Source organism: Neobacillus niacini, from assembly GCF_031456445.1.
GTDB lineage: Bacteria > Bacillota > Bacilli > Bacillales > Cytobacillaceae > Neobacillus > Neobacillus niacini_I.
Map to the genome: position 1 here is coordinate 72,527 of NZ_JAVDUQ010000005.1, position 21,243 is coordinate 93,769.

Sequence of the window (21,243 nt, forward strand, 5' to 3'; positions counted from 1 at the left end):
GTCTAAACTCCTTTTGATTTGTTTGATTTTTTGATAGGCTTTTAGATTTTTACGGGTTGAGTGCCTAATATCTTGGCTTCAGAAAAAGCCGGCAAAATTTTTCCGGATACTTCACCAAAACCAATTCGATAGCCCTCTCCTTGACACCAGCCGCTAATCGTTATGGTGTCTCCATCTTCTATCCAGCTTCGTTCACTGCCATCTTCGAGTTGGAGTGGTTCTGTACCACGCCAGGCAAGTTCAAGGAGGCTGCCTCGTTCCTCACGATTAGGACCGCTGATGGTTCCTGAAGCTTGCAGGTCACCCGGGCGGATGTTACATCCAGTGATAGTATGATGCGCCACCTGCTGGGCAATGGACCAATACATATTGTCAAAGTTGGTTTTTGTAATCCTTGTTGGCTTTTCTGCGTTTTCTGGAGTTAAATAAACTTCAAGATCGATATTAAATGCACCATCCTTTGTTTGTTTTAGGTATGGTAACGGCTCTGGTTCTTGTTTTGGACCTTTAGTGCGAAAAGGTTCAAGTGCTTCTAACGGTACAACCCATGGCGAGATGGATGTGGCAAAATTTTTGGCAAGGAAGGGGCCAAGCGGCTGGTACTCCCAGGCTTGAATATCGCGTGCACTCCAGTCATTCATAAGAACGAGCCCAAATACATGATCTTCAGCTTGATGAACTGGAATGGGTTCACCCTGGGTGTTGCCAGGTCCGATAAACCAGCCTATTTCAAGTTCAAAATCAAGCTGGGTAGATGGTCCGAACACTGGATACTCTGAATCTTTTGGTTTTCGCTGACCTAAAGGGCGGCGAATAGGAGTCCCACTAGGAACGATAGAACTGGATCTTCCATGATACCCGATTGGCAAGTGTGTCCAATTTTTCATGAGAGCGCTTTCTTTGCCTCTAAAAATTGTTCCTACATTTGTTGCATGCTCTTTGGAAGCATAAAAATCTGTATAGTCTCCAATGTCAACCGGAAGAAGCATTTCTACATCAGTTAAAAAGTGAAACGCTTTTGAACGAAGATCTAGATTATCACGTAAATCCGGTGTATTTTCATCCAACAGGTATTGCAGTTTTTTTCGCACAGCAGTCCAGACTGGACGGCCTATTTCTAAGAAAGGATTAAGTGTAGAAGCGGAAAATATTTTCTTTGCTTCTGCGCCTGTACCATTTAATAAACCAGCCTCATCGATTACTGATAAGTCAAGAACATAATCACCAATGGCTGTACCAATTCGAGGGTTTTGACTATTCTTTTGAAAAATACCATATGGTAAGTTTTGAATCGGGAAATGTGAATCTGGCTTTGTTTTGATAAAGGAATGTTTCATGGTGTTTCCTCCCCCTGAAATATATTCAACTCTCCCAGTTCTTCCCGGGGCTCATCAAAGCTGCAGCTGCCGTACGACGCAGCAAAGAAATTACGGGCGTCGTTGATTTCAGACGAACTGACGGTAAATTGACGCCAGGAGAGTGTGTCTTTTGTAAATGAAAAATTTGCTTTATTTTCGTCAAGCAGTATAGCTTGAATGGTTTCTGTTTTAACAGAGCGGCAATAAGCCATAATGGAAGCAGTAAATACATTCACAAAACCATGCATGAATGTTTCTACTTCTTCTCGGTACTGGCGTATCGGATGATGCAGACCGGCTGTGAATTTTAACGCCAGACCTCGTTTCTGGCATTCATAAATCATGAATGCTGCATGGTTGGCGGAAGGAAATAAATTTGCGGTTGTCCCGCCCATTCGAATCTTGGCACCAAAACGTTTCACAGACTTTTGATTTATCGTCTGGATGGTGTCCAAAGTTTTTAAAATCTGGTCATTCGTCCCAGTTATTTCACAATATACGGGATAATTCTCTGTTTGTTTTTCAAGTTTCTCAAGGAATGCAGGATCAACATCTAAAGAATGCGGAACTTCAATGGCTTCTATGGTTCCAGCGGTTTGAAAGGTTTCTAGAAAGCATTGTATTGCTTCTAAATCTGCTTCCAATTCCCCGGATTTAGTTAAAATAACAGACAACCGGAGAGGAAATGGATCATTAAATTTTGCTGCAAACGGTTCGAGCTCCTCCAAACGAGATGCGGGAATCACAAACGGGCCAAGCATCCAGCTGTCCAATTCGTGGATATATGAATGATAGTTTAAGATTGCTTTAGAAAGAGGAAGGGCTGCCGGTGGGAACAGTCCCGCATAATCAATAAGCTCTGTCATAAAATGACTGATTGCATTCTCTTTCCATTTTAAATTTACTTTTGCAAGCATATCTAACACCTCCTATTCCAGAGGCCATACTGGTTAGATACCGGTATGGCCATTTCACTTAAATATTTCCGCGAAGTTCCTGCTCACGTTCAATGGATTCAAATAGAGCTTTAAAGTTTCCATCACCGAAACCAAGCGCACCTTTTCGCTGAATAATTTCGATAAATAACGTAGGTCTGTCAACGAGCGGTTTAGTGAAAATTTGAAGCAAATAACCTTCATCATCACGGTCTACTAAAATATTAAGTTCTTGTAGTCGTTTTACATCTTCATCAATATCACCAACGCGATTTGCAAGCTCTTCATAATAAGTACTAGGAGTATTCAAGAACTCAACGCCATTCTCTCTTAGTGCAGCAACTGTACCAATAATATCGTTCGTTAAAAGGGCAAGATGCTGAACACCCGGTCCATTATAGTAATCGAGGTATTCTTGAATCTGAGATTTCCGTTTTCCATCGGCAGGTTCATTAATAGGGAACTTAATACGTCCTGTTCCATTCATCATTACTTTTGACATTAGAGCAGAGTATTCTGTTGAAATGTTTTCATCATCAAAATGTTTAAGTACCGCAAAGTCGAATACCTGTTCATAATAATTTACCCATTCTTCCATTACTTCTACATTACCAACCAGGTGGTCTACACCGATTAAACCTGTAGACTTTGCTCTAAAGCTGTCCTCACGCAATTCATAGCCCGGCATAAATACGCCTTTATAGTCAATCGGTTCAACAAGCGTGTGAATCGTATCACCGTATGTACCGATGATTGCTTTTTTCACTTTACCATATTGGTCTTCTTCCACCCATGGTTCCCTTATAGCAATACCACCGCGTTCAATCGCACCAGCATATGTTTTTTCTAAATCTTTTACTAGAAGGGCGATATCTTTTACACCTTCGCCATGTTTTTTAATAAATTGGGCGATTTCCGTACTATCTGATAATGTACCTGTTAAAACTAATCGAATCGCACCTTGTTCAAGAACATAAGAAACACGATCGCGGGAACCTGTTTCAAGTCCTCTATACGCAACAAGTTTGAAACCAAAGGCTTTTGCATAATAATAAGCAGCTTGCTTTGCATTTCCAGTATAGATTTCTACGTAATGAACATTCTTCACCGGAAATAATTCCTCTTTTTTTGTTTTAGGTCTTGCAATCATTTGTTCTGCCATCTTTACCTCTCCTTTTCGTTTAACAAATTGAATTTTCTAAATTTACTGCCTGTTATGTTTAATATCGTATTAAAAATATAAACACTGTGCAAACATGTGTTTTAACGCGTTTGATCTTTGATGTTTTAATAGTTTATCGCGGTACAGCTTGCTTGCGTTTAGGGGTATTCTTGCATGGTTTTCTTTAACTACTTAAAATGGTGCCAATAAAGAAAAGGAGAGGAAACATGAAGATTAACATAAAGTTTTGTCCTTGTAATTTTGAAGACGAGCTGGAGATGACAAAAGAAAAGTTAAGGAATCGCAGCGATCTGGAGGTAATCGAAGAGAGATGCTTGTTGTATTGCGGGCAATGTTTAGTTCAGCCATTTGCCCTTGTTAACGGTGAAAACATTGTGGCAGAGGAACCCGTTCGTCTTTATGAGAAAATTGATTATTATGTTTCGAAGATTAAACAAGAGATTAAGAATCCATCGTTAATTTAAATAGACTATTTACACTTTATTGCGGTAAATGGTCAATGTTTTAAAGAGTAACCGCGGTTAAGAAAATGTTTGCTGAATAGTCTAATTTATTATACAATTTTAGAAAAAATACAAATTTCACCAATAGAATATAAACGAGTAAAGAATTTTTTCAGATTGTAAAAAGCAATGGAGGTAACCATGTATATAAAAAAACTACCTGAGGATACCGTAAAACAGTTATTTAATGCTATCCTTTCTTTACAGACAAAAGAAGAGTGCATGGCTTTTTTTGATGATTTATGTACTATGAATGAAATGAAGGCTTTTATGCAAAGATTAGCTGTTGCAAAAATGATAAGGCAAGGTGCGACCTATATAGATGTTCAGATTGCGACTGGAGCCTCATCGTCTACTATAACTAGAGTTAAGAAGCTATTAGATTATGGTAATGATGGCTATTCATTAGTATTTGATCGTATAGAGACTTCTCTGAAGTCTTAAATGGGGTCACTTTAGCACCTGTAGTTTTATAACTACTCTTTGTGAAAGAGCAGGATTCACTCCTATAAATAATTTTGAGGTGGATTCGAGTTTATTAGCAGAAATAAAAAAGGGAATTGCATCACCGCAATCCCTTCGTTAATTAAAGCTCTGTTTGTTCAAGGTATTCGTTTTTTAATTAGTACAAATTAATCGACCCTACATTTCCCTTCAGGGTCTTAGACAGCACAAAAAGCCGCCATTTTTGGCAGCTGGAAGCTATCTAAAATCTATTTTTCAAGTGGAAATTCCATTCGAAATCCCTTTATTCCCAGGATCCCGTATTTAATTTGACCATTGTTTCAGAACTTGTTCTTTTGCTATACGATAAACTTCTTCTTCTGTTTGATCTTTGGTAGCTATTACGTTGGTTTGATAAACTTTATCTTTATATGTTACATAGATTGTATACTTGTACATTTTGACCTATCTCCTTTACATGATAATGATTCTGATTTTTTCTTTCACTTCTCTTAATCCATTTAAATTTAGTGATTCCTATAAATGTTTTTTAACTATTTTATATTTTACAAATAAAACGAAAATGATTAAAGCTAAAAAAAAGGTCAAGATTTGACAAGTTCTCAACTTTTTTAAAAAAGAATATATTCCCTAGCAACGGTATTGACTGGCAAAGTCAATAAAATCAACAAACTTTTTATGATTCTAATCACTAATGTATGATTGTTACACCATTTAAAATGCAGAAAATTGTCGAAATATTTATACTAAAAAAGACCCGCTCCTTATATCCATCTTGAATTTCTTTAGTTTTAATCCTTTAAACTAAAAATCCCAAAGTTAAAAAAACACCTTAGATTTGTGAAGAATTACTTATTTCCATTTTAAATCTGTCATATTTAAGAAAATTTTACATCTCTAATATAGAGGTGTTTTATTTATGAGAAAAAAGCTTATTTGGTCATTTATTGTTTTGATCCTGGTTGTTTCTATCTATAATCTCATCATCAGAACAAGAACGGTCACTTATATGGGTGAAAATAAAAATTGGTTCATTAAAATTAACGCTAAATTAGTTGGACTTAATAGAAGTTATAGTATTGAAGTTAAATATAAAGGAAAAGCAACTATACAAAATGCAGATTTTAATATTCATCCACGCCATTATGATCTAGGCTTTCACTCGTTTAATAAAAATGGTTATTATTGGGTGTGTAAGGATGACTGTGGGTATTATGATAAAGATTCTAAACTTCTCTTTTTTATAGTTTGGAAGGAAAAGAATGATACAGAAGAAAAAATGAATTTTATTGACTTAAGGAAGATTAACAATTAAAAGAGTAGAGCTATCATATAAAACCAGCGGGTGGTAACCTTAATAAATGACTTGACTGTCAAATGAGCTTCAGATTATCCGAAGCTCATTTTTATGTTGACTAACTAAACTTTGCTGTTATGCATTTTTTGAATCTGAATTTCAATTCTTTCACTTAGAAAAGTTGAACCAAGGATCAGAATTCCGCCAATAATTTGCAGGAGGTCCATGCCCTCGCCTAAGAAAATTGCCGCGAAAATCACCGCTGAAATAGGATCGATATAGCTTAATACAGCAATCCTTTGACCCTTTAGTTCTTTGATGGAGGTAAAGTAAAGGAAATAAGCAATCCCCGTATGGATGATCCCAATAATGAAAATAAAGATAATCGATTGTGAAGTTAGTTCGGTAAGATTCAGATTTTCCCTCATCATGACATATGGAAATAGAATGATAGAGGCCACAAGTAACTGAACAAGCGTTGTTTCAAAACCGGACAAGTTTTTTATAAATTTATTGATTAAAACCACACTCGCATAAAAAGCTGCGGCTGACAAGCCATATAAGATTCCCGTTAAGTGATGATAATTGCCATCCCCACTGTCGCCGCCAATATTCACCACTAGGAATAATCCAATCATTGCGGCTATGATGCAGCCAACCTTTGCAGGGGTTAACCTTTCTTTTAAAACCAACGGCGATAGTGCCATAACAAAAACCGGTGCAAAATAATAGCTTAATGTTGCATTTGATACGGTCGTATACCGATAAGATTGAAACAAAAGAATCCAATTAAAGCCGACTGCCACTCCGGAAAGAATTAAAAGGACAAGATTATTTTTTACTGCCTGTATTGAAGGTTTTTGTTTTGCAATCATAAAGAAAAAAATTAGAAATACACTTCCAATGATTCCTCGTAAAAGAGCAATTTCACTTGAGGATAGATGAATGTTTTTCACAAAAATGCCAATGCTCCCCCAAATAAGCATCGCAGTTATATTTTTTAATTGACCTTTCACAGTATACCCCTTCCTGGCATCACGATTAAAGTAATAATTTAAGAATATTCTAATATTTGGAAGGTTTCAAGATTTAATTTTCCTTTAGCCGGTAGATGAGAAATCGCTCATTCGGATTGTTCTGGTAAAAATCCGGAAGAATAATTTCTTCTTGAAGTTCAAAAGGTGTTTGATTGTCGAGATAATAAATATAATTCTCCGATGGATAATATAAAACTAAATCGATTTCACGAGATGATTTTTCTGCTGAAACTAAGATATTGTTTACGATTTTTATAAAGATTTGAATCGTAAAGGGATTAAAGAAATAAAAACAATTGTCTAAAGGGTTAATCAGATACTCTTCAGCAAAACAGCATTGAAACTGAATTTTTTCTGTCCGGAGCTTTGCTTTTTGCAAATAATACTCTCGATTGGCAATTGCTTCGTGATATAATACCTCGTTCATTTCTATTCCAATTACCGTTGGATGAAATAAATGATGGGTATAAAAAAGAAGCCTCCCTTTTCCACAACCAAAGTCTACAACCCGATCACTGCTTTTCAATTTATATTGTTCAAATAATGTTTCTAGCGCCTGATAAGGCGTTGGCTCGTAGCGATGATAATGAAACGATTTCGTGGGAGCCATTTGGTCCCCGCCAGTTTTAATATTCAGTTGTTTGTCATATAGATGTTCTTTCATGGTTTACTCCTAAAGATGTTATTAGTGCCTTGGCCCCCAAAGCATGACAAATACTCCAATTAAACAAATCACTGCCCCGATCCAATCATATGTATCAGGAGTTTTTTTATCAACACTCCAGCCCCACAGAACAGAAAGTATTATAAATACACCGCCATAAGCAGCATACACTCTCCCAAATGTAGGAAACTTCTGGAGCGTAGGGATAATTCCATAAAAAATTAACACGATGCCGCCGATAACCCCGTACCAAAACGGCTTTCCGTCGCGGAGCCATAGCCAAATAAGATAACCTCCGCCAATTTCTGCCAGCCCTGCTAAAATGAATAACATAATGGTATAAATATCAATTCCCCCTAAAAATCTTGTGCTAAAATAATAGAGATAATTTTCAATGAGAACGGTGGGATATTTATTTTAAAAGATAAAATCAAAAGCCTCCCAACATCACCAGGAGTCTATCTCATGAAAGATTCCCACGGCAATATTATATATGTTGGCAAGGCAAAAAACCTAAAACGCCGTGTTCAATCCTACTTCCAAAATTCAAATTCCCATTCACAAAAAATTGTAAAACTAAAAAATAACATAAAGGATTTTGACTATATCCTTACAGATACTGAATTTGAAGCTTTTATGCTTGAATGTCATTTAATCAAGGAAATAAAGCCATTTTTTAATCGAAAAATGAAAAATCCGCAAGCTTATACCTATATAGTGATTAAAACGGATGGAAAAGTTCCGAAGATTGAAGTTACCAAGGACATCATTTTAAATAAAGACTATTTATATTTCGGACCTTACATCAACAAATCCACTGTAGAAAAAGCAATCCTAAGTTTAAAAGAATTTAATCAAATACTTTGTACGAATCCAAATAAAAAGAATGCACCCTGCCTGAATTATTCATTGGGTTTATGTAATGGCATTTGTCTAGGCCATCCCACAGCAATCGAACAATACCATAACAGCATAAGAAACATAATTGCTTTATTAAATGGTACGGATATGAGCATTCTTGAAGAAATGAAGGAAAAAATGGTTCAGGCTTCGGCAAACTTGGATTTTAAAATGGCATCAAAATATCGAGACTTTATTGAATCCATTACCTTTATTATGAATAAGGAAAAAGTGATTGAATTTACGGAATCAAATAAAAATATAGCCGTGATTGAATATTTAAACGATCGCTCATTTAAACTTTTTCTCATTAAAGGAAATAAAGTTCTTTACAGTAAGAAATATCGTTTTACACGTATAAAAGAGATGTGTTCATTCATTAAAAAGGACATTTTGACTTGTTTTAAAAATGAAGATTTGGATGAAGCCTATAAAGTCAGTAAGGATGCGCTTGATGAAGCTCAGATTATTTACAGTTATTTGAAAAGCAGTCAGTGTAACTATTTCATTATTCCTAATAACTCCAATGTTTTCAAAAATGGTGAACTTGATCGTGCATTATTAGAATTATTACTTAAAAATGAAAATCACTTTTTATAGACAGTTTTTCTCCTAATCAAGGAGTTTTGTCTATAAACTCCACTTTTATAGACAGTTCTCCGCTTATCCAAGGACTTTTGTCTATAAACTCCACTTTTATAGACAGTTCTCCGCCTATCCATCTGACTTTTGTCTATAAACTCCACTTTTATAGACAGTTCTCCGCCTATCCATCTGACTTTTGTCTATAAAATCCACTTTTATAGACAGTTCTCCACTTATCCATCTGACTTTTGTCTATAAACTCTACTTTTATAGACAGTTCTCCGCTTATCCATCTGACTTTTGTCTATAAACTCCACTTTTATAGACAGTTCTCCGCCTATCCATCTGACTTTTGTCTATAAACTCCACTTTTATAGACAGTTCTCCGCTTATCCATCTGACATTGTCTATAAAATACACTTTTATAGACAGTTCTCCGCTTATCCATCTGACTTTTGTCTATTAAACTCCACTTTTATAGACAGTTCTCCTTCATCCATCTGACTTTTGTCTATAAACTCCACTTTTATAGACGGTTTTTACCAATCCAAGGAATTTTTGACTAAAGCTGCCTAAATTCTGTTTAGCAGCTCTCTAATCCCATCCACTAAATCAAATGGCATGACCCCATAATGGGATAAGGTTTTTGCTTTTTCTTCCCCGGCTCTTGCATGTAAATAGCTTGCCGCAATCATTGCATCTAATGGTAAAGCTCCTTGGGCGAGAAATGAGGAAATCAGCCCCGTCAGCACATCCCCGCTTCCGCCCTTTCCTAGAGCATCATGGCCGTAAGGATTGATGTAAACTTCCCCATCGGGACTAGCAATAATCGTTCGATGTCCCTTTAAAAGCAAGTATACTTGGAATTTTTTCGCAAAACTTTTAGCAGTTTCAATCCGATCCGCTTCTACTCCTTTTACTGGTCTATTTATTAAATTAGCCATTTCCCCCGGATGCGGAGTCAAAATCACATTTCCTTTATAAACACGAACAAGCTCCAATTGGTCCCGGAGTAAATAAAGGGCATCTGCATCCACTATAATCGGTTGGTCGGTTAACGCTCCCATCAAAGACTTAATCCATTCTTCTCCACCAGTAAATCTGCTTATTCCTGGTCCGATTGCAACACTATCAAATTGCTCCAGCCGAGGTCGAAGCTCATCAACGGCAGCAATGGCAAAATGGCCATCTTCATCCGGTAATGGCACTAATAACGATTCAGGATTTTGAGTAGCTGCCATTGGATAAATGCTTTCCGGAATGGCTAACGTAACCAATCCTGCACCCGAATGCAGCACAGCTTTTGCCGAAAAAATCGGTGCCCCCACATAATGTCGAGACCCTCCAAGAACAAGTGCATGTCCAAATGTTCCTTTATGGCCATTCTTCGGACGAACTGGCACTGCAGCTTTAGCTAACGATTCCGTAATCAGCCTTGGTAGCTCTAGTCCTAAATCTTCAACAATCGAAGGTGGCACAGAAATATCAGCAGCCTTCCATTCCCCAACATACAAAGGACCATCCTGCAAAAAAAAGCCCTTTTTCGGAAAAACAAAAGTAATTGTTTTTTCAGCCTTAATCGCGACTCCTTCGACCTTACCGGTATCACTGCTCACCCCCGAAGGGATATCGACCGAAATCACCATTATCTCTAATTCATTAACCGTAGAAATAATTTGATTAAACGGTTCTCGAACAGGACCGTTCACCCCGGTCCCCAAAATCGCATCTACAATAATGTTTGCTTGAGCTAATTCTAATCGAAGAGCCTCTACCGTATTTTCATGAAAATAGAAAATAGGAAGCTTCCGATTTATGTACACATCAAAGTGAACCTTTGCATCCCCTTTTAACTTATCAGGTTTTACCAATAAACAGAGCAGCGTCTTTAACCCTAAATCAAACAGTCTTCGGGCAATCACAAAACCGTCTCCCCCATTATTCCCCCCGCCTGCAAGGATGATAATTCTAGGATTTTTACAGGAGGTGCTTGCAACGATTTCCTCGACCACTCTTGCTCCGGCATTTTCCATCAAGACAACACCAGGTAACCCAATCTTTTCCATTGTAAATTGGTCCATTTGCTGCATTTCCTTTTGCCCTGCGATGAACATTTTTAACACGCCCTTTTTTAGCTGGTAAGAAAGTATAAGTGCAACTACACCTCATGAACCGCCCTATGGGGTTCGCCAATCGGCGAGTTTTCTTTATCATTATAAGAAATTCTAACAATCGATGCATCGTCTCTTTTTTTTACAGCAGATTTACATCTAATTAACTATTCCTTAGTATTTTCAACTTAGAATATAGATAAAGATATAAATCCCTACAACAGTTTTCTCACCAAACTTTTCAAATGGAGGCGATACAATGCAAAATTTACTAAATGGTATATTCGAATTGTTTCTGGTCATTTGTTTTGGTAAGATTTTTTATTACTCCTTTTTTGTCCCTCGAAAAAAGGAATTCTAATGCAGAAAAAATTAAATAGGATTTGGCTTTTTTTTTTTTGCAAAAAAATAAAACACCCTCCTATCTTAAGAGAGTGTATTTTTGGGATTACAAAGAATCGATTCATTGTATTAAGTTGACTAAAGGTAGGATAGCATATTTTCAAATACCTCACCCCAGTTTTTCGCTTTAGCAACCTGCTTGCGAATAACCATATTCCTTTCTTGATTCTTCCAAACTTCTAACTTTTCACATTGATTGATAAATTCACTTGGATGATTGTCTTCTATATAGGTATATACGGAATCTTGAGCATATTTTTTGGTAGAAGGCAAATTAATCCCTACAACAGGTTTACCTGCTGCCAGAAATTCAAATAATTTTAACGGGAATACGGCCTGATTGTATTGGGAGGGTTTATAAGGCATGATCCCGATATCAATTAAGTTCATATATTTCGGAACTTCAACCGGAGAAACGCTGCCGGTCCATAAAACGTTCTGTTCCGTTAATAACTTTTTAAAATCAGAATCTTGATTCGTTCCATCCGGACCAACGAACAAAAACAGCCACTCCGGTTTTTTTCTTGCCACTTTTTGGATTAGCTCAAAATCAAGCTTAGGTTTAATTCCTCCGATAAATCCCAAAACGGTGCCATTAAAGTTTTCCGGAAGAACATTTTCAACTTGAGTATGTTCGTTCGCGAATAGATTGAATTCAACCCCATTTTCAAATGTAAAAACTTTTTGAGGCGAATCTGTTTTTTCTAAAATTTGGTCTCGTAAATATTCAGAAGTGCAAAAGATGGTATCTGCCTTCTGAATAATCCGATTTTCTGCTTTTGCAATAATGTTCTGTCTAAGAGTAGATACGAATGAATTTTTCCCGTTCATGGGTGAAGCCCATAAATCACTGCAATCATATATAACCCTGTCCCATGAAAAGAGATCTGAAAGTAATGGGAATCCCGGAAAGGTATACCAAAGATTGATGGTATACTGTCCTTGGAATTTTTTTAAATAGGAAAGGAAAGGGGACAGTTTTGATTTATAGAATCCATCCATATAGCGTCCAAACCGAAACATCTTATTTGGTAACAAATCTTGTATCGACCATTGTCCTATCCCGTTTGGCAGTGTTTTAGCAGTAACATCCTTACGAATTGGGCTTGGACAAAGCCAAATCACTTCTCTCGTATCTGGTTGTTGCTGCAAAAATTCCGCAAGTCGATGCCTGCGATAACGGAGCCCATCATTTTCCCATTCCCCTGTGGCTACTATAATATGTATATTTTTCATCTGTCCCATCCCTTTTTAGATTCTCTTAACTACTGCATGATAGGCATAATGAGAGAAACACCAAAATGCTTTTAAAATATTTAATTTCTCAATCTTGCGATACACAAACCAGTTCATCTTGGCTGCTTTCCATTTGTTTTTTGAAATGGAAGGATTTCCAATTCGGTAATCAGCCAAATTTTCATTTAATCCATAGGCGCTAAATCCCTTTTTTAAAATCGCTAGCCACATCGCCAAATCCTGCCTTGTTCGAATATTAGGCATTTGAATTTGTCCAACCTTTTTTCGGTCAACCATCACAGTTAAACAACCAATAATTGTATTCTTTAACATATCATCATAGGTAATTTTTTCTGGTGCTGATACGTATTTATTCAAAAGAACACCATCATTACTAATAAATTCGTACCCCGTAAAAGTGAAAGCATAGTCATTTTTCTGCATAAAGGTTAGTTGACGCTCTAATTTATCTGGCTTCCAACAATCATCACTATCTAAAAAGGCAACATACCTTGCTTGTGCCTGCTGTAAGGCAAGATTTCTGGCAATCGCGGCACCACCATTTTCTTTCGAAAAAATGACTCGTATTCTTTCATCTTCCTCAGCATACCGTTTTAATATGTCCGGTGTATTGTCAGTTGAGCAATCATCTACAATAATCAATTCCCAATTCTGAAAAGTCTGCTTCAAAACAGAATCGATCGTTTTATCGATAAATTTACGCGCATTATACGAAGGGGTAATAATCGAAATGATTGGTTGCTTTTGAACCATAAAGGTCTTCCTCCTTTTATACTGACTTTTCCCGAACCAGTTCAGGAATCAAAACCCAAGCACAAGCAAGAGTAATTCCGATTAAAATTCCCGCTACCGCCCGTTCTTTTGAGTTGAGAGCTTTATTGTCCGTCATTACTTCATTTGGATCTGTAGATTGTAGTAATGTCGACGGTTCAATTTTTAAAAGAGTTGTTTTCAGTTCATAAATAAATCGCTGTTGATCAACTTTTGTATCTTCGCTGACCTTTTCTTGACTTAAATTATTAATGGAATCTTGAATAATTTTCTTTTTCTCTTGAAAACTTAATTGATCCATCTTTAAAAATGCCGTTGAAATTTCATTCATTACCTCCATTGCATTTTCCTTTGGAGAATCAGTATAAGAAAGTTTAATGATTTTATCCGATATAGCCGTTAATTGTAATTTGCTTAAAATCTCAGCTCGCTTCTCTTCCGATAGATCTGGTAAATTTTCTTGATAGAAAGGAGCGTTGGTTAATAAAATCATTACGTTTTTAGAATTATTCAAATCATCATTTTCATAACTCCCTAATGAAAGCGTCGTTTCGGCAGTATACGTGGATGCTTCTTTCCCAACAGGAAGAAACCAGCCCACCAAGCCGAGAACAATTGGAACTGCTATTAAAATTAAAAAATATTTTTTACTTCTTGCCGCAAGTCTATTAACGATTAATTCCATTTCAAAGCGTACTCCTTAGCTTATTTTCATCCAAATTTCTATTTTTGTTCTTATATACATTCACCGTAGCAATTACAAACCCCAGGAAAACCCAATGGAAATAAAGGTTACTCACGGAGCTCGGACTAATACTGGAAATAAGGAAGGCAATTTGCCCAATCATACATGCTTCAACGATTCCCTTTTCCTTCCCATCCTTCGTTTTTCTGAAGGCTTTATATAGACAATAAAATAGATAAACATAGGTAAAGAGGTAACCTAAAAATATAATCATTCCAAAGTTCCCCAAAATTTCCACAAGCCAATTATGCACTTCAACAACATGGTTGGTTTCGTAAATGGCTTCATTTTTCAAGTAGTACGGAATATTGCCCGCCCCTACACCAAATCCAAATGTATCTAATAAAAAGTGGAAGGCATTTTTCAATAAATTCAGCCTTACTACATTCGATGAATGGCCATCATTTGCTGCAAATATATTTGACACCTTGTCGAAAAAAATCACGGAACAAAGAGCCATTGCAACCAAACCGATGATAAATGTCACCTTCTTTAAAAAGGAAGGCAAGTGGATAAATAAATAGAAAATCAAACCTACGAAAACACCAAGTAAACTAGCTCGTGATTCAGTTAAATAAATGATGTAAACACATAACAATCCAAGCAATATTGTCGAGGTCTTGATCCACACATTGCGGCTATTTTTGGCTGCCGCTACATAAAATGAGAATGAAATAGTTAGAAACGTAGCAAAGTCGTTTTGATTAAAAAACACCGCTGTTGGATAAGACAACTTATATTCAGGCCCTCCATAAAGCGTTGAACTTGGGAGCTGAATATGTGTAAAATGATTGACTAAGCCAATACACAGCAGAATCATTGTCATGAATAACCATATTCCATAGAATAGTAGCAATCTGGATATTTTTGTGAACGTAACTACTGCCAAAAAAACAAATAAGATACCAGTCCCGAGCAGCAATAAATACTTAATCCCATCTACGTATGATTTCGCCCATAAAAGAGAAACGGTTCCGTAGACAAGCCAAAACATCAAAAAGTGCAGAACTTCTTTTACTTTTATTTGCTTCCAATATTGAGAGAAATTCTGTTCTTTTACAACGGACACAAGAAAGAGAGCCGCTGCAGAAATCAATATCAATCGATATAAAAACAAACTAAAAAAACCAAAATGAATACTTAATACAGACTGATTGAGAAAGGTGGTCATTACCAATAAAAACATCACACCACAAAACAGCCGGTTCGTTTCTACATAAGGTCTTACCATTAGGAAAGCTGGCGTACCAACTCTTTGTGCAACACTGTGATTACCTTCCATAAAACCTTTTTCTCCCTTTTATCTCGATCTATTTTAAAATTGGGATTCGTTTATTCTTAAAAGAATATTGAATCGTCTCTTTTAAACCATGATTAAGTTCAAAAGAAGCCTCCCAATTTAACAGAGATTTGGATAGCTCATTTGAAAGGACACTATCCCGGATATCCCCTTGACGCACTTGCTTATAAATGGGCTGCACCTTAGAACCAGCAGCCTCCTTCATCATTTGAAACAGAGTATTAATAGAGATCGACGTCCCTGATGAAACATTCACGCAAATATTTTCTTTTACCGTTAATGCTTTTACATTTGCAGCAGCTACATCTTTTACGTAAATAAAGTCTCTGGTTTGCTCTCCATCCCCATAGATGATGGGTGAGACATTGTCAGTTAAGCGATCTGAAAAGATGGCTACTACCCCGCCTTCGCCTTTTGCATCCTGTCTAGGTCCATAAACGTTGCTATAGCGCAAGATGCTATATGGCAAACCGTGGAGTTTATTTGCCAATTTCAAATAATGCTCTACGGTCAATTTTGTAAGCCCATAAGGTGATTCTGGACTTGTTGGGTGGTCAATGGAAACAGGCAATTCAATTGGATTTCCATACACAGCGGCAGAAGACGCAAAAACTATTCTTTTAACATTCGCTTTAATCGCAGCCTCAATCATATACAAAGAGCCTTTCACATTAATATTTTCATCATATAGAGGATTGTTTACAGATTCTGCTACACTGACCTGGGCTGCTTGATGAATTATATAGTCAGGACTTAGGGACATAATTAAGTCCACAACATTAGGATTCGTAATATCGTAATGATATAGATCGATAGGTAGGTTTTCGATATTCTCGTTACGGCCTGTCGAAAAATTATCGATGACGATCACTTGAAACTCTTTTTGAATTAATTCCTCTACTATATGGGAACCAATAAATCCAGCCCCGCCTGTTACTAGTACTTTTTTCATTTTGAAGAACCTCCTAAATTGCCTTTGACGCGGCAGATTTCTGTCGAATTGCTGGTCTCCCAACTGAAAGATAAGTGAAACCCTGATCTCTCATCGTCTCCAAATCAAAGACATTTCGTCCATCTACAATAAGCGGCTGTTTCATTAGTTCCTTTACTTTTCCTAAATCTAATTCTTTTACATCTTGCCAGTCTGTTAAAATGACACAAGCATCAGCATTTTTAATCGTTTCATACACATCTTCTGAATAGGAACACTGATATCCAAGCTGCTTTTTCGTTTCTTTTATCGCTATTGGATCAAAAGCCCGGACATTTGCTCCTTGTATTGCTAAATAAGGAATAATATCCAATGCCGGTGATGACCTTATATCGTCCGTGTTTGGTTTGAAAGCTAATCCAAGAATACTAATGGTTTTTCCTTTTAAAGATCCTATTGCATTCTCCAGCTTTTTCACTAATTGAACCCGTTGTCCCTCATTGGTTTCAATAACAGACTTAATTAAATTAAATTCATATCCACACTCTTTGGCGATATGTAGAAGTGCTGCAGTATCTTTTGGAAAACAAGAACCGCCAAATCCCACTCCTGCTTGTAAAAATTTACTGCCAACCCGGCTGTCTAAACCAATTCCTTCGGAAATCTTAGTCACATCAGCACCGACACGTTCACAAATATTGGCGATATCATTAATAAAGGATATCTTTGTAGCTAAAAAAGCATTGGCCGCATATTTAATTAATTCCGCTGTTTCCAAGGAGGCTCTTACGATATTGGATGTAAAGGGCTGGTGTAGCTCCGAAATGATTTGAAACGCCTTTTCGCTACTTGCGCCAATTACCGCCCGCTCCATATTCATGGAATCCTTAATAGCAACACCTTCACGTAAAAATTCAGGATTAGATACAATATCGAAAGGAACCTGATCATAGGTATTTTCTTGGATGATGGATTTTATCAGTTTTCCGGTACCAACAGGTACTGTGCTTTTCGTAACAATTACTTTGTAGCCATTTAAATTTTCCCCAATGCTTTTGGCCACCTGTTTTATATAAGTTAAGTCAGCTTTCCCAGAGGATGTCATTGGGGTTCCGACAGCAATATAAATCACTTCGGCCTCTTGAATCGCTTGCGTTATATCATAAGTAAAATGAAGGGTGCCTCTCCGTACATTTTTATCGACAAGTTCTTTTAATCCAGGCTCATAAATCGGCATAACCCCTTGGAGAAGATCATTAATTTTTGATTGATTAATATCGCAGCAGGTTACCTCATTTCCAACGTCTGCAAAACATGTTCCCGATACAAGACCTACATAGCCAGTACCAATCACCGTAATTTTTTTCAATTATCATCGATCCCTTCTTTAATTTAATAGGCTTCTATAATTCTCTTTCAGTTGAACAGCGTTCGTATGAGAATAGTAATTTTTTTGCACCTGTTCATAGAGATCCCGCAGAATTCTTGGTGTATAGAGGTTTCTATTTAAAATATCCTGAATTCGCTGTACAAGACTCGATACAGACTTCGGTTCGATTAATAAATCCCGGTGTTCACCAAATAAATCTGGGACACCGCCCACAGCTGTACAAATAACGGGAATCTTTAAGGCAATGGCTTCAAGTACAACGGTCGGCATCCCTTCCGTATAAGATGGAAGAGCAAACACATCGCTCGCAAACAAGTAATCTCTCACCCTCATATTGTCAACCTGCCCCGTAATGAAAAGCCTGCTATTGAATTCCGGGTTCTTGCTTAATTTTTCTTTAGCGGGTCCATCGCCAACAAACAAAATAGCAATCTCATTTGATAGGAAGTCTAATGCTCGGGCAAGTTCAAAAACTCCCTTTGCTTCTGTTAACCTGCCAACAAACGTGATAATCTTTTTATCTTCAGGGAGCCCAAGCTGTCGTCTCATTTGTTGACCAGTCTGGTCCGGCTGTTGAAATTGTGAAAGATCAATTCCAATTGGAAGGACAAGGCTTTCCCTTCCAGCAAGTTCTATTGTTTTCCTTTGTAAATCACCCGCAACGGCTACAACGGAATCGGCTGTCCGAACGGATTGGAGAAATGCTTTTTTAGAAAAAGAACTGTAAAAGGGATATACGTTTACATCACTGCCATGCAGCGTTAACATCCATGGCAGCTTTTTTTCCGCCGCAACGATTCTTGCCGCACCGCCCGAAGGCATTGCAAAATGTGCATGAATTAAATCAGGCGCAAGTTCATAATCAATCAAAGTTTTCATGATTACTGCCGCAATCCGCTTATCCGGCTGAGCCCATCTGAGCTGGCCAGGAAGCGCTAAATAATAGGGACGGTATACCATAACTCCCTTTCTCTCATATTTAGAAGGGATATCTTGATTCACTTTATCTACATTCCGAAAAGGCCGGATGAATGCTGGACTGCGCGGTACTGGGCATATCACGGTGACATCCACTCCTAATCGGTGTAATGCCTGAACCTGTGTTTCATGAAAGACTCCACTACCGGGCTGACTATCACTTGGATATGCACTTGTGATCCATAAAACCTTCATCATCATCGTCCTCTAGCTTGTTTTTTTATGAACCTTGAAAAATAATTTGGATATACTTTAAGCAATAGCAGCAAGTATAATGCAGCACTAAAGCTCACTGAGATTGTTAACGGCCAAATTGCTGATGTTTGAAAATACCAAGTGCTAAGTGCTTTCGTAAAATACGCAAACATGGTTATTAAGAGTGATAAGAGAAATGGTACGAAAATGGTCTTCAGATAATGCTTCCATCGTAGCTTTATTAACCAAGTTAGTAACCATCTACCTATTAAGAAATTCACGATACTCACCATTACATAGGTCCAAGCTACTACCTTTAGATTGTCCGATGCTACTGCGAGAAATAAAGATGTACCATAAAGGAACAGCACGCCAAAATCCCAATAAAATGCAATATTGGCCTTTCCTTTTGCAAGAATAATAGAGCCATTCGGATTCATTAAAACTCTCAGAATGCCAACGATGGACATGATTTGCAAAATCGGTACGGCTTCCATCCATTTTTGACCGAAGATGGATGGGATAAAGACATTCGAAACAGCAGTCAAGCCCATTAAAAGTGGAAAAGAAACAAGACTTAAAAGCTTCGTCATGTGTAAGAACCCATCATTTAAAGCAGCTTGGTTTTGCTGATTTTTCGAAAAAACAGGAAAGGCCACTCTTGTAATAATTGGATTAATTTTCAGGACAGGGATGGTAACGATTTGATAGACTAGGTTATATATCCCCAGCGCTTCTGCCCCCATAAATCGTCCGATTAATATAACATCTATATTTGAGCCAATCCGATTGACGATTCTCGATAATAGTTGAAAAGCTCCAAATGAAATAAAGCTTCTGCATGCTGAAAAATCAAATACAAAGGAAGGACGCCATACCCGTTGATAACAGATAAAGTAAAGAATCCCTTTTAACCCATAAAGCACTACTTGTGAAAGACAATAGGCATAAATGGGAGTTATCGTAAGAATGAGTATCACCAAAGTAAAAAAAGAGATTAGAGTTGCCGCTGCCTCAATCACACCGAGCGTGTTAAAACGTAATTCTTTTTGTAGTAAGTATTGGCTTTGTTGTCCGATTGGAGCGATTAAAAACATGATCGCGATAATCCGAATTAGATCAGTTAATTCCTGTCGATGAAAGTACATCGCAATAAAAGGACTAGAAAGTACTAAGATAAAAAACAGTCCAATTCCAGCCATCATATTTAGCCAAAATAAGGTCGATAAGGTCCTATTTGGTACTTCTTCTTTTTGAATAACGGCTGACCCAAGACCTAAATCCAACACAATTTGTGCAAACATAACAATGGTTGTGATCATTCCGACTAATCCAAATTGCGAAATGCTCATGATTTTTCCAAGTAATGCAAACTGGATGATTTGTAAAAATGTAATGAGCAGTGTTGATATTCCCGTCCACTTTATTCCCTTATGTAGTTGATCTCTAATGGCTGCCATTTGTCTTCCCTACCTTCGTTAACGCGCACCTTCACCTGTTAGAATCACTTTAAAAGTTTTCAAAATAATTTTAAGTTCAAGGGAAAATGAGAGATTCTGAATGTATTTCAAGTCATATTGAAGTTTTTCTCCCGGAGAAATATCGTATCCTCCACTAATTTGCGCAAGGCCTGTCAGACCCGGTTTTACTAGCAGTCGATTCGAAAATCCACTGATTTCGCTCTCAAATTTTTCTGCAAAACAAGGTCTTTCCGGTCTTGGACCGATGATGGACATATCGCCTTTTATGACAGAAATGAATTGTGGAAGTTCATCGATCCGCGTTTTTCGAATAAATGTCCCAACTTTTGTGATGCGCGGATCATTGACCTCAGCCCACTTAGCTCCCTCTTTTTCAGCATCATTTCTCATTGAACGCAGTTTTATCAGATTGAACCGTTTCCCATTTTTCCCCATCCTCTCCTGGACATAAAATGGTGAACCCGGTGTTTCAAGGACGATAAGGATTGAAAATATAACAACAAGCGGAAACGCGAGAAATATCCCTATAGTCCCGAAGAGAACGTCGAAAGCTCTTTTTAAAAAAAGATATTGCTCCGCCTGTTTTGATAAATAGAGTTTAGAGGTTTGGGTAATAGTGTAATCATGGTAAAGATTAAAGCTCCTTTGAGTATTCACAAACAAACCCACCTTAATAAGATTATTTAATTCGTTAAGCGGCCCGATATGAAAGATTATAGGGAGAGAATTTGGAGGTATCGTTGAGTTGGTGTAAA

Annotated in this window: 21 protein-coding genes; 4 read left to right on the plus strand and 17 right to left on the minus strand. The window is 37.2% G+C overall.

Annotation, left to right across the window (positions count from 1 at the left end):
• Positions 1-41 precede the first annotated feature (41 nt).
• Genes fahA through hppD form a run of 3 tightly spaced genes read right to left on the minus strand, consistent with a single transcriptional unit; the run spans position 42 to position 3,455 of the window.
• The gene (fahA, locus tag J2Y67_RS07310) at positions 42-1,337 is read right to left on the minus strand and encodes a fumarylacetoacetase (RefSeq protein ID WP_310172317.1); all 1,296 of its coding nucleotides are present in this window, start codon (positions 1,335-1,337) and stop codon (positions 42-44) included.
• Positions 1,334-2,275, minus strand: a complete 942-nt coding sequence (locus J2Y67_RS07315) for a hypothetical protein (protein WP_310172319.1) — start codon at positions 2,273-2,275, stop codon at positions 1,334-1,336. Before J2Y67_RS07315 ends, fahA begins: the two co-directional genes overlap by 4 nt.
• Positions 2,276-2,333: 58 nt before the next feature.
• The gene (hppD, locus tag J2Y67_RS07320; protein ID WP_310172321.1) at positions 2,334-3,455 is read right to left on the minus strand and encodes a 4-hydroxyphenylpyruvate dioxygenase; all 1,122 of its coding nucleotides are present in this window, start codon (positions 3,453-3,455) and stop codon (positions 2,334-2,336) included.
• A 227-nt stretch (positions 3,456-3,682) separates the two neighbouring features.
• Between hppD and J2Y67_RS07325 the strand changes: the two genes are divergently transcribed.
• Both J2Y67_RS07325 and J2Y67_RS07330 read left to right on the plus strand, forming a co-directional pair.
• On the plus strand, positions 3,683-3,940 hold the full coding sequence (locus J2Y67_RS07325; protein WP_310172324.1) for a DUF1450 domain-containing protein: 258 nt from the start codon (positions 3,683-3,685) through the stop codon (positions 3,938-3,940).
• Positions 3,941-4,120: 180 nt separating this feature from the next.
• The gene (locus J2Y67_RS07330) at positions 4,121-4,423 is read left to right on the plus strand and encodes a YerC/YecD family TrpR-related protein (protein ID WP_310172326.1); all 303 of its coding nucleotides are present in this window, start codon (positions 4,121-4,123) and stop codon (positions 4,421-4,423) included.
• 324 nt (positions 4,424-4,747) lie between these two features.
• Here the strand turns inward: J2Y67_RS07330 and J2Y67_RS07335 are convergent, their stop codons facing one another.
• Positions 4,748-4,882: a BA3454 family stress response protein gene (locus J2Y67_RS07335; RefSeq protein ID WP_310172328.1), complete on the minus strand. Its 135-nt coding sequence runs from the start codon at positions 4,880-4,882 to the stop codon at positions 4,748-4,750.
• 481 nt (positions 4,883-5,363) lie between these two features.
• On the opposite strand from J2Y67_RS07335, the gene J2Y67_RS07340 reads away from it, so the two are divergent.
• Positions 5,364-5,759, plus strand: coding sequence for a hypothetical protein (locus J2Y67_RS07340; RefSeq protein ID WP_310172330.1), 396 nt, complete (start codon positions 5,364-5,366; stop codon positions 5,757-5,759).
• A 104-nt stretch (positions 5,760-5,863) separates the two neighbouring features.
• On the opposite strand, the gene J2Y67_RS07345 is transcribed toward J2Y67_RS07340, so the two are convergent.
• From J2Y67_RS07345 to J2Y67_RS07355, 3 genes are all read right to left on the minus strand, one after another.
• Entirely contained in the window at positions 5,864-6,757 is an 894-nt protein-coding gene (locus J2Y67_RS07345) for a DMT family transporter (RefSeq protein WP_310172332.1), read from the minus strand.
• A 73-nt stretch (positions 6,758-6,830) separates the two neighbouring features.
• Entirely contained in the window at positions 6,831-7,442 is a 612-nt protein-coding gene (locus J2Y67_RS07350) for a class I SAM-dependent methyltransferase (RefSeq protein WP_310172334.1), read from the minus strand.
• A gap of 21 nt (positions 7,443-7,463) precedes the next feature.
• Entirely contained in the window at positions 7,464-7,775 is a 312-nt protein-coding gene (locus J2Y67_RS07355) for a YnfA family protein (RefSeq protein WP_310172336.1), read from the minus strand.
• A 96-nt stretch (positions 7,776-7,871) separates the two neighbouring features.
• Between J2Y67_RS07355 and J2Y67_RS07360 the strand changes: the two genes are divergently transcribed.
• A complete protein-coding gene (locus J2Y67_RS07360) occupies positions 7,872-8,942 on the plus strand; it encodes a GIY-YIG nuclease family protein (RefSeq protein ID WP_396954058.1) in 1,071 nt (356 codons plus the stop codon).
• Positions 8,943-9,499: 557 nt separating this feature from the next.
• Here J2Y67_RS07360 and J2Y67_RS07365 read toward each other — a convergent pair.
• From J2Y67_RS07365 to J2Y67_RS07410, 10 genes are all read right to left on the minus strand, one after another.
• Positions 9,500-11,041 carry an NAD(P)H-hydrate dehydratase gene (locus J2Y67_RS07365; RefSeq protein WP_310172342.1) on the minus strand — a complete coding sequence of 514 codons (1,542 nt, stop codon included), beginning with the start codon at positions 11,039-11,041 and terminating at the stop codon, positions 9,500-9,502.
• A gap of 477 nt (positions 11,042-11,518) precedes the next feature.
• Entirely contained in the window at positions 11,519-12,685 is a 1,167-nt protein-coding gene (gene tuaH, locus J2Y67_RS07370) for a teichuronic acid biosynthesis protein TuaH (RefSeq protein ID WP_310172345.1), read from the minus strand.
• 6 nt (positions 12,686-12,691) lie between these two features.
• Positions 12,692-13,450, minus strand: coding sequence for a teichuronic acid biosynthesis protein TuaG (gene tuaG / locus J2Y67_RS07375; RefSeq protein WP_310172348.1), 759 nt, complete (start codon positions 13,448-13,450; stop codon positions 12,692-12,694).
• A gap of 16 nt (positions 13,451-13,466) precedes the next feature.
• Positions 13,467-14,153, minus strand: coding sequence for a hypothetical protein (locus J2Y67_RS07380; protein ID WP_310172351.1), 687 nt, complete (start codon positions 14,151-14,153; stop codon positions 13,467-13,469).
• 1 nt (position 14,154) lies between these two features.
• Positions 14,155-15,495: a teichuronic acid biosynthesis protein TuaE gene (gene tuaE / locus J2Y67_RS07385; protein ID WP_310172353.1), complete on the minus strand. Its 1,341-nt coding sequence runs from the start codon at positions 15,493-15,495 to the stop codon at positions 14,155-14,157.
• Between the two features lie 28 nt (positions 15,496-15,523).
• Positions 15,524-16,465: an NAD-dependent epimerase/dehydratase family protein gene (locus tag J2Y67_RS07390; RefSeq protein WP_310172354.1), complete on the minus strand. Its 942-nt coding sequence runs from the start codon at positions 16,463-16,465 to the stop codon at positions 15,524-15,526.
• Between the two features lie 13 nt (positions 16,466-16,478).
• On the minus strand, positions 16,479-17,813 hold the full coding sequence (gene tuaD, locus J2Y67_RS07395; protein WP_310172356.1) for a UDP-glucose 6-dehydrogenase TuaD: 1,335 nt from the start codon (positions 17,811-17,813) through the stop codon (positions 16,479-16,481).
• Positions 17,814-17,831: 18 nt separating this feature from the next.
• Positions 17,832-19,007, minus strand: a complete 1,176-nt coding sequence (tuaC, locus tag J2Y67_RS07400; protein ID WP_310172358.1) for a teichuronic acid biosynthesis protein TuaC — start codon at positions 19,005-19,007, stop codon at positions 17,832-17,834.
• Positions 19,008-19,009: 2 nt separating this feature from the next.
• Entirely contained in the window at positions 19,010-20,467 is a 1,458-nt protein-coding gene (tuaB, locus tag J2Y67_RS07405; protein ID WP_310172360.1) for a teichuronic acid biosynthesis protein TuaB, read from the minus strand.
• A gap of 18 nt (positions 20,468-20,485) precedes the next feature.
• Complete coding sequence (locus tag J2Y67_RS07410) at positions 20,486-21,145, minus strand: sugar transferase (protein ID WP_310172362.1); 660 nt, start codon at positions 21,143-21,145, stop codon at positions 20,486-20,488.
• Positions 21,146-21,243 lie beyond the last annotated feature (98 nt).